General features: G+C 29.3%; 17 protein-coding genes. 5 read left to right on the forward strand and 12 right to left on the reverse strand.

Features of this window, described 5'->3' with window-relative positions:
* Positions 1-232: 232 nt before the first annotated feature.
* Together V2W16_RS06545 and V2W16_RS06550 are read right to left on the reverse strand one after the other, a co-directional pair.
* Entirely contained in the window at positions 233-1,357 is a 1,125-nt protein-coding gene (locus V2W16_RS06545) for a leucine-rich repeat protein (RefSeq protein WP_329383332.1), read from the reverse strand.
* Between the two features lie 21 nt (positions 1,358-1,378).
* Positions 1,379-1,534 (reverse strand): hypothetical protein, encoded by a 156-nt coding sequence (locus tag V2W16_RS06550; protein WP_329383335.1) that lies wholly within the window; start codon positions 1,532-1,534, stop codon positions 1,379-1,381.
* 142 nt (positions 1,535-1,676) lie between these two features.
* Here V2W16_RS06550 and V2W16_RS06555 point away from each other — a divergent pair, with 142 nt between their 5' ends.
* Complete coding sequence (locus tag V2W16_RS06555) at positions 1,677-2,048, forward strand: PH domain-containing protein (protein WP_329383337.1); 372 nt, start codon at positions 1,677-1,679, stop codon at positions 2,046-2,048.
* Positions 2,049-2,262: 214 nt separating this feature from the next.
* A complete protein-coding gene (gene thiC / locus V2W16_RS06560; RefSeq protein WP_329383339.1) occupies positions 2,263-3,570 on the forward strand; it encodes a phosphomethylpyrimidine synthase ThiC in 1,308 nt (435 codons plus the stop codon).
* Between the two features lie 39 nt (positions 3,571-3,609).
* On the opposite strand, the gene V2W16_RS06565 is transcribed toward thiC, so the two are convergent.
* The 10 genes from V2W16_RS06565 to V2W16_RS06610 form a co-directional block, all read right to left on the reverse strand.
* Positions 3,610-4,620 (reverse strand): leucine-rich repeat domain-containing protein, encoded by a 1,011-nt coding sequence (locus tag V2W16_RS06565; RefSeq protein WP_329383342.1) that lies wholly within the window; start codon positions 4,618-4,620, stop codon positions 3,610-3,612.
* A 950-nt stretch (positions 4,621-5,570) separates the two neighbouring features.
* The gene (locus V2W16_RS06570; RefSeq protein WP_138268169.1) at positions 5,571-6,389 is read right to left on the reverse strand and encodes a MetQ/NlpA family ABC transporter substrate-binding protein; all 819 of its coding nucleotides are present in this window, start codon (positions 6,387-6,389) and stop codon (positions 5,571-5,573) included.
* A 26-nt stretch (positions 6,390-6,415) separates the two neighbouring features.
* On the reverse strand, positions 6,416-7,075 hold the full coding sequence (locus tag V2W16_RS06575; RefSeq protein ID WP_138268170.1) for a methionine ABC transporter permease: 660 nt from the start codon (positions 7,073-7,075) through the stop codon (positions 6,416-6,418).
* Between the two features lies 1 nt (position 7,076).
* Positions 7,077-8,096 (reverse strand): methionine ABC transporter ATP-binding protein, encoded by a 1,020-nt coding sequence (locus tag V2W16_RS06580; protein WP_138268171.1) that lies wholly within the window; start codon positions 8,094-8,096, stop codon positions 7,077-7,079.
* A 196-nt stretch (positions 8,097-8,292) separates the two neighbouring features.
* Positions 8,293-8,991 carry an RNA polymerase sporulation sigma factor SigK gene (gene sigK, locus V2W16_RS06585; RefSeq protein ID WP_329383348.1) on the reverse strand — a complete coding sequence of 233 codons (699 nt, stop codon included), beginning with the start codon at positions 8,989-8,991 and terminating at the stop codon, positions 8,293-8,295.
* 54 nt (positions 8,992-9,045) lie between these two features.
* Positions 9,046-9,525 carry a DNA-deoxyinosine glycosylase gene (locus V2W16_RS06590; protein ID WP_329383351.1) on the reverse strand — a complete coding sequence of 160 codons (480 nt, stop codon included), beginning with the start codon at positions 9,523-9,525 and terminating at the stop codon, positions 9,046-9,048.
* 14 nt (positions 9,526-9,539) lie between these two features.
* Positions 9,540-10,385 (reverse strand): aldo/keto reductase, encoded by an 846-nt coding sequence (locus tag V2W16_RS06595; protein WP_329383354.1) that lies wholly within the window; start codon positions 10,383-10,385, stop codon positions 9,540-9,542.
* A 12-nt stretch (positions 10,386-10,397) separates the two neighbouring features.
* A complete protein-coding gene (locus V2W16_RS06600) occupies positions 10,398-11,087 on the reverse strand; it encodes a hypothetical protein (RefSeq protein WP_329383358.1) in 690 nt (229 codons plus the stop codon).
* A gap of 71 nt (positions 11,088-11,158) precedes the next feature.
* Complete coding sequence (gene ftsH / locus V2W16_RS06605) at positions 11,159-12,994, reverse strand: ATP-dependent zinc metalloprotease FtsH (RefSeq protein WP_329383361.1); 1,836 nt, start codon at positions 12,992-12,994, stop codon at positions 11,159-11,161.
* Between the two features lie 16 nt (positions 12,995-13,010).
* Positions 13,011-13,442 (reverse strand): MarR family winged helix-turn-helix transcriptional regulator, encoded by a 432-nt coding sequence (locus tag V2W16_RS06610; RefSeq protein WP_329383364.1) that lies wholly within the window; start codon positions 13,440-13,442, stop codon positions 13,011-13,013.
* Positions 13,443-13,655: 213 nt separating this feature from the next.
* Between V2W16_RS06610 and thiS the strand changes: the two genes are divergently transcribed.
* Genes thiS through V2W16_RS06625 form a run of 3 tightly spaced genes read left to right on the forward strand, consistent with a single transcriptional unit; the run spans position 13,656 to position 15,280 of the window.
* Positions 13,656-13,850: a sulfur carrier protein ThiS gene (gene thiS, locus V2W16_RS06615; protein ID WP_329383367.1), complete on the forward strand. Its 195-nt coding sequence runs from the start codon at positions 13,656-13,658 to the stop codon at positions 13,848-13,850.
* Complete coding sequence (thiF, locus tag V2W16_RS06620; protein WP_329383370.1) at positions 13,850-14,491, forward strand: sulfur carrier protein ThiS adenylyltransferase ThiF; 642 nt, start codon at positions 13,850-13,852, stop codon at positions 14,489-14,491. Before thiS ends, thiF begins: the two co-directional genes overlap by 1 nt.
* A gap of 12 nt (positions 14,492-14,503) precedes the next feature.
* Entirely contained in the window at positions 14,504-15,280 is a 777-nt protein-coding gene (locus V2W16_RS06625) for a thiazole synthase (protein WP_329383373.1), read from the forward strand.
* Positions 15,281-15,284: the final 4 nt, after the last annotated feature.

Raw genomic sequence — 15,284 nt, forward strand, 5'->3', positions numbered from 1 at the left:
AAATGCTTCCAGTCACGGCATTTTCTCCCTGATATGATGTTAAATCTACTCTTCTTACCGCTTATAATCAAGTATTTCTATTATAATTTTATTAAGCCCTATTGTCAACAAATAAGGGTAAAAATATACAGTTATTTTATATTTTTTATTTATATATGAAATTAAAAAATTTACTTATAAATTAATCCTTTTACTAAATTAAATTATTAATATAAAAAGCTGTTAATATATATTAACAGCTTTTTCTCTTTTTATAAATAACTAAACTTCCTAAACCTATAATAGATACAATAAGACCTAAAATATAATAAATAAAATTATTTTGGTCTGATGTATTAACAGAAGAATTATTTTTATTATTTTGTGTAATTTCACTCGTATCGGAACTTACATTATCATTATTATTATCATCATCTTTTGTTGGAACATAATTAGGGTCGTCATATCCGCAAATGCTACATTTTCCATTAACATAATCATGTGCTTCAAAATTTGCCACTACAGTAGTGTCATAGTTAGGCATTGTAATAGTTGTTTCTCTTGCATTTTCATTTGCAATAATACTATTACTTTTAGGAGAAGCAAATACACTCCAATATGAAAAATGTTCTTTTTCATTATCTTCATTTGCTTTTATGGTTACAATTTCTCCATCTCCATAATTTCCGCTACCAGTTCCATTTTGAACTGTTAATTTTGTTTTTATGTAATCTACACTATCTATATATTTAGACCATATAGGATCATTTTTATATTTTTCTAAATTACTATATGAAATATAAATTTTTGCTTCATTAAAAGAACCTAATATTTCACCTCCAATAGAAGGTGGATTTTCACTTAATAAATAAACGGCTTTAAGAGATTTACATGAAGAAAAGATATCTATACCCATATTTGTTACACTTGCAGGAATAGTTATTTCTTCTAATGATTCACAATACCTAAATGCACACATTTCTATCGTAGTCAAATTATTCGGCAAAACAACTATAGATAATGATCTACATCCATCAAATGTCCTTTCTTTTATTGTTGTTATATTATTTGGTATTATTATTTTTTCTAATGATGCACAATATTGAAAAGCTCCATCCCCTATGTATGTTAAACTATTAGGCAAATTTATTTTATTTAACTTTTCGCAATTATAAAATGCACTGCCACCAATTGAAGTTATACTTTCAGGTAAAACCATCTCTTCTAATAAACGATAATTAAAAAAAGAATCTTCTCCGATTTCTAAAATTTCATATTCTTTTTCAGGATTAGAAACATCTGTTATTTTTCCCGATAAATCAATGCTAGAAACAGTTTTTAAATTATCATTAAAACGATTATCCCCTATTGTAAGCATTCCTTCATTTTCTGTTACATTTTATATTACTACTGACGCATATTCACTATTAATTAATGTTCCGTTTTCATATTTCCAATCATTAGTTGCCGCAAAACTTTGTGTAGGCATAAAAAGAAACATAAATGCAAAACAGATTATAAACATAAAGAAATATTTATATATTTCTCTTCCCATGACATTCTCCTCTATAAACTATTATTTCAATTTATTATAACAAAAAATTATACATTTTTTTATTTAAAATTAAACAATTTTATTTAAACGTTTAAATAAACATATGATATAATATAGAAAATAAACTAAGGGGGAAATTATTATGCCAGAAGTAAACGAAATTTTAATATGGACGTTTGCAGCAGAATGCCCTATTCCTGCAGATGTACAAGAATTACTTGTAGAAGGAGAACAACCTGTAGCGGCATATAAAACAATAAGAGACAGTGCTGTTTTTACAACAAAAAGACTTATTGTAAGAGATGCTCAAGGACTTAAAGGGAAAAAAGTAGAAATATATTCTCTTCCTTATACATCAATAGATATGTGGAGCACAGAAAATGCAGGCGGATTTTTAGATATGAATGCTGAAGTAGAATTATGGACAAAAGTCGGACATATTAAAGTTAATTTAAAAAAAGGTGTGGACATAAGAAAATTTGACAAATTAATATCAAATGCAGTTCTAAAATAAATTTTTTTATGTTTATTGACAATATTTTATTATAATGATAATATTTAATAAAATAATAAATAGCAGGGGAGCTTACGCGTAGGCTGAGAAAAAAAACGATCGAATTTTGACCCTTAACTTCGTATGGATAATGCCATGATATGTATGCTAATAATATTGTTAATTTTAAGCTTATCCATTTGGATAAGCTTTTTTTTATAAAAGGAGAAAACAAATGAATTACACAACACAAATGGATGCGGCAAAAAAAGGTATCATAACAAAAGAAATGGAAATCGTCGCAAAAAAAGAACATATGGATATTAACAAATTAGTTAAGCTTGTTGCTGAAGGAAAAGTTATAATTCCATGCAACAAAAACCACAAATGCATTGATCCAAACGGAGTAGGCTCTATGCTTACAACAAAAATCAATGTAAATCTTGGAGTATCAAGAGACTTTAAAGATATGGATCTTGAAGTTGAAAAAGTAAACAATGCTGTAAAAATGGGTGCAGAATCAATCATGGACTTATCTTCTTATGGAGATACAAGAAAATTCAGAAGAAGACTTACAAGTGAATGCCCTGCAATGATAGGTACAGTTCCAATTTATGATGCGGTTGTATACTATCATAAACCTCTTATAAAAATTACTGCAAAAGAATGGCTTGATATTGTAAGAATGCATGCAGAAGACGGTGTTGACTTTATGACAATACACTGCGGAATTAATAAAGAAACAATAACTAAATTTAAAAGAAACAAAAGACTTACAAATATCGTATCAAGAGGTGGTTCAATCATCTTTGCATGGATGGAAATGACAGGAGAAGAAAACCCATTCTATGAATATTATGATGAAGTTTTAGATATTTGTAGAGAATATGATGTAACTATGAGTCTTGGTGATGCTTGCCGTCCAGGTTCAATAGCAGACGGAACAGACGCAGCTCAAATCGAAGAACTTATAACTCTTGGAGAACTTACAAAAAGAGCATGGGAAAAAGATGTTCAAGTAATGATTGAAGGCCCTGGACATATGCCACTTAACCAAATAGCAGCTAATATGGAAATACAAAAAACACTTTGTCACGGTGCACCTTTCTATGTACTTGGACCTATAGTAACAGATGTAGCTCCTGGATATGACCATATAACATCTGCAATCGGTGGAGCAATCGCGGCTACATACGGAGCAAGTTTCCTTTGCTACGTAACCCCTGCAGAACATTTAAGACTTCCTAACTTAGATGATGTTAAAGAAGGAATCATCGCAACAAAAATTGCAGCTCACGCAGCTGATATTGCAAAGGGCGTTCCTCATGCAGCAGACTGGGATAACGAAATGAGTACAGCAAGAAAGAAACTTGACTGGGAAAAAATGTTTGAAATATGCATTGACCCTGAAAAAGCAAGAAGATACAGAGAAGAATCAAAACCAGAAAAAGAAGATACATGTTCAATGTGCGGTAACTTCTGTGCTGTAAAAAATACAAACAGAATTTTGGAAGGCGAAATCGTAAGTATCTTTGATGAATAAAATAAAAAAGACAGTTTTTAAACTGTCTTTTTTTATTACTTATTTACAACTTCTTTTTTTATTATAAATAACTATTCCACCAAAACCAACTAAACCTACACAAAGCATAGCAACCCATAATACAATATTATTTTCATCTGATGTTTTAGGAGCTAATGTTTGAGTTTTATTATCATCAACTTTATCTACATTTTCATTATCGCTTGTTCCAGTGCTATCATCTATAACAGGAATTTCAACAGCTGCTAATTTATATCCACAAACACTACATTCTTGGTGTTTAGAACCTTTTTCAGTAGATGTTGCTTCTTTATCGATTACCCATTTATATGTATGATTTGAAATATCTGTCATATTGCCACAAAGACTACATTCTTTCCAGTGATTTGTTTCATCACTTACCCATTCACCATAATTATGGTTATGATTTAATTGAGTAGCCATTTGTTCTTTTTTCCAATTTTCATATCCACTTTGAGATTTAAAATTAGCAGGTAAGAAGTTATCATATGCACTATCACTAATGCTGTTATTTGTTAAATCTAAAGTAGTAAGATTTGACAAATTACTTAAGAAAGAAATATCTTCAATTTTATTATAAGATAAATTTAAATCTGTTAAACTTGTTAACCCTTTAATCCCATCTAAATCTTGAATTTTATTACCTGATAAGTTAAGGCTTGTTATATCTGTTAAGCCTGATAACCCAGATAAATCCTCAATATTGTTATTTGATAAATCTAAATCAGTAATTGTTGACATAGCAGATATTGAAGCTAAATCTGCGTCTTCAATAAGGTTATTTGATAAATTTAAAGATGTAAGACTTGTTAAATTAGCTAACTTACTTAAATCTTGAATTTTATTACCTGATAAGTTAAGGCTTGTTATATTTGTTAAGCCTGATAACCCAGATAAATCCTCAATATTGTTATTTGATAAATCAACAGTTTCCAAAGATGATAATCCTTGTAAAAAGCTTAAATCTTGAACTTTAGAATCTGTTACAGTCAAAGTTTTAAGTCCAGTAAAATATTCTAAACCTCTCAAAGAACCATATTTTAGTCCTGTAACTGTTAGACTTTCAATTGTTGCTGCATCTTCATCAGTTAAGACATAATCAGGCTCATCTTCTTTTCCTAAAGCAGCAATAGCGGCTTTTTACAGTGCAGGCTCATCAATATTATCAGAAATTGAAGTTGCTGCAAAAGCTGTTGCTGGCAACATAGCAAGAACCATTAACATTGATAAAGCTAAAGATAATATTTTTTTCTTCATTTCTCATTTTCCTTTCTAGAATTTAATCATAAAAATAAAGACATATTTTTTATAATATATTTATAACATTTTTTTTATATTTTTACAAGTAAAAAAGATTTTTTCATATTTTATCCAAAAAGAAAATTAATTATATTAATCTTCTTTTTTATAAATATCATTATCTCTATAATAAATATTAAACTTACAATTAGTAACATACTAAATACCATAATTTTTTATCCAAGGTTTTAAGAGATGGTATTCGGTTTTCTTTAATATCAAGCTCATCTATATTATTACTATAATTATTCTCATTATTATCTATATTTAGCAGGAATCTCAACTTCCACTAATTTATATCCACAAACACTACATTCTTGGTGTTTTAAACCTTTTTCGGTAGATGTTGCTTCTTTATCTATTATTCAGTTATATTCATAACTCTCAAATTCAACTTTATCAACGCAAGAACATTTTTCCCAATGGTTTACTTTATAAAGTATCTATGTATTTTCATACTTCTGAACATGTGGACTTAAAATTCCATTTACTGTAACCCCTGTGTTTTCTCCATTTATTATTATATATTATATTTTGAAACTTCTGATTTATATAAGCTTTTAGATTTTATATCACATTAAAAAACATTCCTCAATTCTTTATAAAAAATTTTATTTGGTAATTTTTAGTATAAAAAAAGAGATATACATTAAAATGTATATCTCTTTATCATTTAAATTTTATTCAAAAATAGATACTACACTACCATCATATTTTTCATCAATGAAGTTTTTAACTGTATCTGATTGAAGAGCTTTAAGTAATGCTTTTGTTTTGTCAGTTTCTTCATTACCTGCTTTTACACAAAGAATGTTTGCATATGTTTTAGCAGCTTCACTATCAGCTGTTTCAATTGCGATAGCATCTTTATTTACGCTTAAACCAGCTTCCATTGCATAGTTACCGTTAATTACAGCAAAGTCAACATCTTGTAAACTCTTTGGAATTTGAGCAGCTTCTAATTCTTGAATTTTTACATTGTGAGGATTGCTTTCAATATCTTTAGCTGTTGCATTTAATCCAGCATCTTTTTTAAGTGTGATTACACCATTTTTTTCAAGAAGAAGTAATGCTCTTGCTTCATTTGTTGTATCGTTTGGAACTGCTATTGTTGCACCATCAGGAATATTTTTTAAATCTTTAGATTTTCCAGGATAAATTCCAAGAGGTTCATAGTGAACTGTTCCTACTGATACAAGATTTGTACCTTGTTCTTCATTGAAAGAATCCATGTATGGTTTATGTTGGAAGAAGTTTGCATCCAAAGAACCATCTTCAACGGCTTTGTTTGGTTGTACATAATCAGTAAATTCTGTAATTTCTAGTGTATAGCCTTCTTTTGCTAAATCTTCTTTAACTGCATTTAAAATTTCTGCATGAGGAACTGCTGTTGCTCCTACTTTAATAACTTTGTCATCTGAACTTGAACTACTTCCGCATCCGGCAAATAAGCCGAATACTAAAGCCCCGGTTAATAATACCGCAAATAATTTTTTCATATCTTTTCTCCCTTTTCTTTTTAATTTTATATTCTTTTATCAATCTTCCTTGCAATAATTGTTCCCATTGCCTGAAGAACTTGAACTATTAAAACTAACAATACAACGGTAATAATCATTATTGTTGATTCATATCTGTAATATCCGTAACGTATTGCTATATCACCAAGTCCACCGCCTCCTACAAAACCAGCAAGAGCAGAGTAACTAAGTATGGTTGTTATAGAAATTGAAAATCCTACCATTAAAGAAGGCATTGCTTCTTTAATTAAAACCTTTGTTACTATTTGGTAAACTGATGCACCCATTGAAAGTGAGGCTTCTATAACCCCTCTATCAACCTCCTTAAGTGAAGATTCAACCATTCTTGCAATAAATGGTGCCGCTCCTATAACAAGAGGAACGATTGTTGCTGTTGAACCTATTGTTGTTCCAACGATTAATCTTGTAAAAGGAATTAAAACTACAAGTAAAATCAAAAACGGAACACTTCTTAAAACATTTGTAACAACGTCAAGTATCTTAAATATAACCTTGTTTTCTTTTATTCCTCCTTTTGCGGAAGTTACAAGCAACACTCCCATTGGAAGACCTATAATATATCCTAAAAATGTGGAAACAATGGTCATATATAGTGTTTGAAGAATACCGACACCTATCATTTGCCATTCAGCACTGCCTAACATATTAATCTTCCATCCTTTCCACTACTAAATTTTTACCTTCAAGATATTCCATAACTTTTCTTTTTTCTTCTTCGTCTTTTGGAATTTCTATAACAATTTGTCCAAGAGCTTTTCCTTCTATATCTTTTACGTTTGCATAAAGAATAGAAACTTTAACTCCTGTATCTAAAATCATATTTGATATAACCGGTTCATGTGTTGTACTTCCGTCAAATACAATTCTAAGAGAATTATTCTTCAAATCTTGACTCATTTTTTTACTGTCAGGATTAATTGTATTTTTAGCCCAGTTACTTTTTGGATGTGTGAATATTTCTTCAACACTTCCTGTTTCTGTAATCATTGAATTTTCGATTACTGCAACATGAGTACAAATTTCTTCAACAACACTCATTTCATGAGTTATTATAACTATTGTTATACCAAGTTTTTTATTTATGTCTTTAAGCAAATCTAAAATTGACTTTGTTGTATTTGGGTCAAGAGCTGATGTTGCTTCGTCACAAAGTAACACTTCCGGATTTGATGCAAGAGCTCTTGCTATTGCAACTCTTTGTTTTTGACCACCACTTAATTTTGCAGGATAAGCATTTTCTTTTTCACTTAAACCTACCATTTCAAGAAGTTCTAAAGCTCTCTTTTTTGCATCCTCTTTTTTTACTCCTACAATTTCAAGAGGAAACATAACATTTTTTATTACTGTTTCTTGCATTAAAAGATTAAATTGTTGAAAAATCATTCCAACATGATGTCTTGTTTCTCTAAGTTCTTTATCACTTAACTTTGATAAATCTTTACCTGAAATATAAACTCTTCCTTTTGTAGGTTTTTCAAGATAGTTTATACATCTTACAAGGGTACTTTTTCCTGCACCACTCATACCAATTATTCCGTAAATATCACCTTTGTTTATTTCAAGGTTAATATCTTTTAAGGCGTTTACTTCTCCGTCTTTGGAATAAAAAGTCTTATGTAAGTTTTCGATTTTTATAATCGGACTATTATTTTTTTCTAACTCCATATCTTCCAATTCCTCATTTTTTTATTAAATACGCGCTATATTATACCATAAAATTTTTCAATTTTATTTTAAAAATAAAAAAACCTTATCGGTAATTTCTTATAGTATAACACATCTTTTTATTATATGATAATTCTTGTTTTTCATAGCTTGTTATAGCTAAAAGTTATATAATAAAAAAACGCCTTTTGGCGTTTTAATATTCTTTAAACTTATTTGCTATTTTCCCTATTGCCTTTTTTTCTATTCTCGAAACATACGACCTTGAAATATTATACTTCTTAGCTATTTCTCTTTGTGTATAATTTTTACTTCCTTTTAAGCCATATCTTAAATATATAATTTCCTTTTCTCTTTTAGTTAAAACTTCATCTATAATATTATATAACCTTTCACTTTCTACTTTTAAATTCACTTTAGAATTAACATCATCTTCATCAGTTGATAAAATATCTATAAGGGATATGTTATTTCCCTCTTCATCAAAACTTATATAATCTTCTAAAAAAACATTTGATGATATTTTGCTTTCACTTCTAAGTGCCATTAATATTTCATTATCTATGCACCTTGATGCATATGTCGCAAACTTTGTTCCTTTGCCATAATCGAAAGAATTTATACCTTTAATGAGACCTATTATTCCAATAGAAATAAGGTCGTCTTTTGGAATATTTGATGAAGAATATTTTTTACTTACATGAGCAACTAACCTTAAATTATGATTAATAAGTTTTTCTTTTGCATTATTATTATTCTCTTCCTTAAACTGCTTGAAATACTTAAGCTCTTCATCTTTTTTAAGTGGTTTTGGAAAAGATTCGTTTGAAGATAAGTAACCAAGAAAAACAAGGACTTGTTGAAGTAAATCAAGAATACCTAAAAATCCTAACATAAAAAATCACCCCCATAAAATATATGAGGGTAAAAAATAAATTTGCTTGTACTTTTAAATATATTTTTTTATCTCCATCCATTCATTCAAAAGCATCTCAAGAGAATATCTTGCATTTGCAGGACTTGTGGAAGGTAATTTTTTATAGCTTATATCAATATCCTTATTATATTTTTTATAAAGATTAAAAGCTGTTCCACCATTTAAAAATATATTTTTTATTTTTGAATTATTAATAATAACTTTTAAATCATTTACCTTAACATTTTTTATTGAACTGTCAGAAGAACCTACAATATCACAAGACTCTATTACATCAAAAACAGCTATATGACTTTCTAATAACATTTCTTTCTTTTCTTTTACAGTTTTAGGAAGTGGATAATTTGTAATAGTACTTATAACCTTCCAAAACCTGTTTTGAGGATGTGCATAAAAGAATTCCTCTTCCCTTGACTTTACAGAAGGGAAAGAACCTAAAATAAGTATTTTTGAATCTTTATTATATACAGGTTTTATATTATGAAATTCCATTTTAACTCCTTTAATCAATCAAAATAAACTCTTTCTCTATCTGGATGTTCTCCTGACCATCCTATTTGCGGAAGACACATTAAATAATACATATCGTCTCTTTCAATACTAAAATCAAATATATCTAAATTTTCCTTCATTCTATATACAGATGAGGATTTTATTATTGGCATTATTCCTAATTGATATAAAAATCTAATACAAAGCTGTGGTACTGTTTTACCATATTTCTCTGCAATTTTCTTTAATGAGTCTTCACCTAAAACTCTTCCTCTGCCAAGAGGTGACCAAGCCTGAACTAAAATATCATTTTTCACACAAAAATCTAATGCTGTTTTTTGCAAATATCCTATATGCGACTCAAGCTGATTTACCATAGGTTTTATTTCGCAATTCTCCATTAAATTTATAAGATGGTGTGGAAGAAAGTTACTTACTCCTATTACTTTAATACGACCGGCTTTATATAATTCTTCCATTGCTTTCCACGTTTTTATATCCTTTTGTTTCCAATTTATATCGTTAGGATTTTCTTTTGGCCAATGAATTAAATAAACATCTAAATAATCGGTATTTAATTCTTTTAATGATTTCTCAAAGGCTTTCATTGTTTCATCATATCCGAGGTCTTCTCTCCATACTTTTGAAGCTATTATTAAATCTTCTCTTTTTACGTTTGAATTTTTTATCGCTTTTGCAATATCACTTTCATTTTTATAAAAAGCAGCAGTATCAAAGTAGGTATATCCCGAATTTATTGCATCAATAACCGCACTTTCACAGTTTCCATTTCCTGCTTTATAGGTTCCAAATCCGATTTTGGGTATTGTAATTGTGTTTGTTAGTTTAAAATTTTCCATTTTTCTCTCCTTTTAATAACATCTTTTACAAGGAGTAAGTCCCTTTTCTTTTGCTTCTTTTAAAGTAATTTTTTCTGCATTCTTCATATTTGAACAATCTGCTTTAGAATGATATTTACTTCCAGACTTTGAAATATAAACATATGTTTTTTCTTCGCTGGAATCATCGGCATTATTATAATTAACATCTTCTTTTACATCTTCACTTTTTTCTTTATTATTCTCATCAATGACTTTTATATTTATTTCATTACTTTGTGTTTTACTGTTTTTAGAAATTATTTTTAAAGTTGCATTTCCTTCTTCATAACTTTTTATATAAAATTTATCCGCCTGTTTATATATAGTGGCAACATCTTCATTTGAAGAATAAAACTTTATATCATCTTTGAAAAAAGTATCAGGTGAAATATCCACATTTATTTGATAAGTAGAATTAATATTCATTTCTTTTACATTGGAAGACATTTTTATCGAGTTAATTTTTGGAGTAAAAATAACAAAAATATTAATTACAAAACATACCAAAATACATAAAATAATCAATATACTTCTCTTGTTTTTTAATTTATTATCATCATCGCTTTTCTTTAAATAAAAATATAGAAATACTACAAGAGGTATCCATGAAAATGGAAATATTAATATTAAAAATAAAATGCCAAGCATCATAAACAATTTAATTTTATTATTTATTTTCATTTCTTTATCCTTATGATTTTATATACATTATTTTACTACAAAAAATAAAAATACAATAAAAAAACTATGGATTATTCCATAGTTTTTTCATCATTTAAAATCTTCATAAATTCTTCACCTGTAATTGTTTCATGTTCATATAAATATTTTGCGATTTCATGAAGTTTCATAATATTGTCATTAAGGATTCCTTTTGCTTTTTCATATTGTTTATTAATTACTTCAACGACTTTTTTGTCAATTTCTCTTGCTGTTTCGTTTGAACAAGCAAGGGAAGTATCTCCACCAAGATACATATTGTTTTGTGTCTCTAATGCAACCATACCAAATTCTTCACTCATACCAAATCTTGTAATCATCGCTCTTGCAAGCTTTGTTGCTTGTTCGATATCATTTGAAGCACCGGTTGTTATTGAATTAAATATAATCTCTTCACTGGCTCTTCCACCTGTAAAAGTTGCAATTTTATTTTCAAGCTCTTCTTTGCTCATTAAGTTATGTTCGCCTTCATCAACTTGAAGTGTATAACCAAGAGCCCCTGAAGTTCTTGGTATTATAGTGATTTTTGTTACAGGAGCAGAATTTGTTTGTTTCGCAGCAACAAGTGCATGCCCTACTTCATGGTAAGCAACAATAAGTTTTTCTTTGTCAGAAAGTACTTTATTCTTCTTCTGATATCCTGCAATTACAGTTTCAATGCTTTCTTCCAAATCTTGTTGTGTAACTTCACTTCTCCCGTTTCTAACCGCATGAAGTGCAGCTTCATTTATTATGTTTGCAAGTTCTGCCCCGCTTGCACCTGCAGCGGTTCTTGCAATAACTTCAAAATCAACATTTTTTGCTATCTTGATATTTTTAGCATGAACTTTAAGTATCGCTTCCCTGCCTTTTAAATCTGGAAGCTCAACAGGAATTCTTCTATCAAATCTTCCGGGTCTTAATAGTGCAGGATCAAGAGAGTCAGGTCTGTTTGATGCTGCCAATATGATTACACCTTTTGAAGAATCAAAACCGTCCATTTCTGTAAGCAACTGATTAAGAGTCTGTTCTCTTTCATCATTACCGCCTATATTTGCATTTCCTCTTTTCTTTCCTATAGTATCTATTTCATCGATGAACACTATGCAAGGAGCCTTTTCATTTGCCTGTTTAAATAAATCTCTTACTTTTGCAGCACCCATACCTACAAACATCTCAACAAATTCCGAACCGGAAATTGAGAAAAATGGTACGTTTGCTTCACCTGCCACAGCTTTGGCAAGAAGTGTTTTACCTGTTCCAGGAGGCCCTACAAGTAATGCGCCCTTTGGAATCTTCGCTCCGATTTGTTGGTATCTGCCGGGATTATGTAGAAAATCTACTATCTCTGTTAAAGCTTCTTTCGCTTCATCTTCTCCTGCAACATCCTTAAATTTTACACCGTCAGTTGATTTAACGTATACTTTAGCATTACTTTTTCCAAACTGCATTGCACCAAATCCACCTGAACCCATACGTTTTGCCATCTTCTTATTTATAAAACTGAAGAATACTGTAAATATTATTATTGGTAATATAAACCAGATAAAAAAGTTAGAAAAAGCAGAATTTTGTTCTACAATTTCACTACCAAACTTTGCACCGCTTTCTTGTAATCTCTCAACAAGCTGTGTATCTGTATTTATAATACCTGTTTTATAAATATGCTTTGGTTCTGACTTATCTGTAAATAATATTTTATTTGATGTAATTTCCACTTCGTCAATTTGTTTTTCTTCTGTCATAGTAATAAATGTACTGTAATCAACTTCTTTAATCTGTTTTGCACTTAAAGAAGGAATTACAAACATATTCATTAAAATAATGAATATAAGTATTGCACCATAAATTTTTAAAGTACGTTTTGTTCCATTGTCCATTTTTTTCATAATTTTCTCCTATTATCTATAATTTATATATAATATTTTCACATAAAATTTTAAGAAGCCTTTCTAGCTCAGATATTTCTTCATCTGATAATAAACTTTTTATATGATCTTCTATTTCATTTTTTTTCGCATACATTTTTTCTTCCGAATCTGTTACTTTTTTTGTAATAATAATATTTCTTTTCCTTTTATCCTTTTCACTTCTTTTAATTATGATTAAATCTTTTGATTGTAGTCTTTTTAATATACCTATTACTGTTGGATGAGAGAGGTTAAAATGTTTTTCAATATCCTTTTGATATATTTCTTCATTTTTTCTTTCACATAAAAACTGTAAAACTTCCATTTGAGAAAAAGTTAAATCTAATTCTTTAAGTTCATTGTTTACATAAGATATTAGTGCGTCATTTATTCTTTTAAAATAAAATTCTAAGTTTTCTTCTTTCATAATCTTCCCTCTTTATATTATGTATCATGCTACACATTTTAATCTAATGTCTATATAAAGTCAATAATTCTAAAGAATTCTAATGTAATTTTAATTGACAAACAAAATATAACTTAATATAATATATTTAGATTGTGATTACCACAAGAAGGGGTACACCACCACGGGTGTAGATTCTTCTTGTGGTATTTTTTTTACGAAAAAGGAGGAAATATGATAAAGATAAACGGTCAAGATACAAAATTCTCTGATATTTCTTTAAAAGAACTGCTGGAAAAATGCAATTTTGATAGTGAGAAAGTAGCAGTGGAACTTAATGAAGAAATAATAAGCAAAAAAGATTTTGATAAGATCAAAATAAAAGATAACGACAAAATAGAAGTAGTAAGTTTTGTAGGAGGAGGCTGATGAATAAAGTACCTACAAAAGAAGAAATAAACCAAATAATAGATATAAGATTTTCAAATGAAATACATGAAAAGCTAAAAAACGCAAAAGTCGCAGTGGCAGGACTTGGAGGGCTTGGTTCAAATATAGCCGTAATGCTTGCAAGAAGCGGAATTGAAAATATTCATATAGTCGATTTCGACAAAGTAGACTTAAGTAATTTAAACAGACAAAATTATTATATAAAACACCTTGGAATGAAAAAAACAAAAGCAACAATAGATATATTAAAAGAAGTAAATCCATACTTAAATATTAAAGCTGACGATATAAAGATAAACGAAACAAATGCAGCAGAAATATTTAAAGATGACGATATAATATGTGAAGCTTTTGACGATGCAAAAAATAAAGCTATGCTGATAACTGCTATTCTAAGTGAATATAAAGACAAAAAAATTATTTCAGGAAACGGTATGGCAGGATTTGACAGTTCAAATCTCATAAAAACAACGAAAAAAATGAAAAACTTATATATTTGCGGTGATGAGAAAAGCGATATAAATAATGGTATGGGACTTATGGCACCAAGAGTAAACATATGTGCAGCACATCAAGCAAACATGGCAGTAAGACTTATTTTAGGAAAAGAAGAAGTGTAAAGGAGAAAAACAATGCAAAACAAAGAAGACAAACTTATAATCGGAGGAAAAGAATTTTCTTCAAGATTTATCCTAGGTTCAGGAAAATACGACTTAAACTTAATTGATGCGGCAATTAAATACGCCGACGCACAAATAATAACCCTTGCTTTAAGAAGAGCAAACACTGTAAAAGGAGAAAATATACTTGATTTTATTCCAAAAGGAGTAACCCTTCTACCAAACACATCAGGAGCAAGAAACGCAAAAGAAGCTGTAAGAATAGCAAAGTTAGCAAGAGAACTTGGATGTGGAGACTTTATTAAAATAGAAGTTATACATGAATCAAAATATCTTTTACCTGATAATTACGAAACAATAAAAGCAACGGAAGAATTAGCAAAAGAAGGATTTATTGTAATGCCTTATATGTATCCTGACTTAAACGCAGCAAGGGATATGGTAAATGCGGGAGCAGCCTGTGTAATGCCTCTTGCTTCTCCTATCGGTTCAAACAAAGGACTTTCAACAAAAGAATTCATAAAAGTACTTATAAACGAAATAGATGTTCCCGTAATAGTTGATGCAGGTCTTGGAAGACCAAGCGAAGCCTGTGAAGTAATGGAAATGGGAGCAGATGCCGTAATGGTAAATACTGCAGTAGCAACAGCAAAAGATATTCCTCTAATGGCAAAAGCATTTAAAGATGCAATAAATGCCGGCAGAAACGCTTATCTTGCAGGTCTTGGAAGGGTTATAGAAGACGGAGCAGTTTCATCTTCTCCGCTAACAGGATTTTTAAGAGACTAAGGAG

It is taken from the genome of Anaerofustis butyriciformans (genome assembly GCF_036289385.1).
GTDB classification, from domain to species: Bacteria; Bacillota; Clostridia; order Eubacteriales; family Anaerofustaceae; genus Anaerofustis; species Anaerofustis butyriciformans.

What these genes read in the sequence shown, in the direction of transcription:
- V2W16_RS06610 (WP_329383364.1), bottom strand. Translation starts at nt 13,442, where the DNA reads ATGAAAGAAGAAAACTTAGAATTTTATTTTAAAAGAATAAATGACGCA.
- thiS (WP_329383367.1), top strand. Translation starts at nt 13,656, where the DNA reads ATGATAAAGATAAACGGTCAAGATACAAAATTCTCTGATATTTCTTTA.
- sigK (WP_329383348.1), bottom strand. Translation starts at nt 8,991, where the DNA reads ATGTTAGGATTTTTAGGTATTCTTGATTTACTTCAACAAGTCCTTGTT.
- ftsH (WP_329383361.1), bottom strand. Translation starts at nt 12,994, where the DNA reads ATGAAAAAAATGGACAATGGAACAAAACGTACTTTAAAAATTTATGGT.
- V2W16_RS06570 (WP_138268169.1), bottom strand. Translation starts at nt 6,389, where the DNA reads ATGAAAAAATTATTTGCGGTATTATTAACCGGGGCTTTAGTATTCGGC.
- V2W16_RS06625 (WP_329383373.1), top strand. Translation starts at nt 14,504, where the DNA reads ATGCAAAACAAAGAAGACAAACTTATAATCGGAGGAAAAGAATTTTCT.
- thiC (WP_329383339.1), top strand. Translation starts at nt 2,263, where the DNA reads ATGAATTACACAACACAAATGGATGCGGCAAAAAAAGGTATCATAACA.
- V2W16_RS06600 (WP_329383358.1), bottom strand. Translation starts at nt 11,087, where the DNA reads ATGAAAATAAATAATAAAATTAAATTGTTTATGATGCTTGGCATTTTA.
- V2W16_RS06595 (WP_329383354.1), bottom strand. Translation starts at nt 10,385, where the DNA reads ATGGAAAATTTTAAACTAACAAACACAATTACAATACCCAAAATCGGA.
- V2W16_RS06550 (WP_329383335.1), bottom strand. Translation starts at nt 1,534, where the DNA reads ATGGGAAGAGAAATATATAAATATTTCTTTATGTTTATAATCTGTTTT.
- V2W16_RS06555 (WP_329383337.1), top strand. Translation starts at nt 1,677, where the DNA reads ATGCCAGAAGTAAACGAAATTTTAATATGGACGTTTGCAGCAGAATGC.
- V2W16_RS06545 (WP_329383332.1), bottom strand. Translation starts at nt 1,357, where the DNA reads ATGCTTACAATAGGGGATAATCGTTTTAATGATAATTTAAAAACTGTT.
- V2W16_RS06580 (WP_138268171.1), bottom strand. Translation starts at nt 8,096, where the DNA reads ATGGAGTTAGAAAAAAATAATAGTCCGATTATAAAAATCGAAAACTTA.
- V2W16_RS06590 (WP_329383351.1), bottom strand. Translation starts at nt 9,525, where the DNA reads ATGGAATTTCATAATATAAAACCTGTATATAATAAAGATTCAAAAATA.
- V2W16_RS06575 (WP_138268170.1), bottom strand. Translation starts at nt 7,075, where the DNA reads ATGTTAGGCAGTGCTGAATGGCAAATGATAGGTGTCGGTATTCTTCAA.
- thiF (WP_329383370.1), top strand. Translation starts at nt 13,850, where the DNA reads ATGAATAAAGTACCTACAAAAGAAGAAATAAACCAAATAATAGATATA.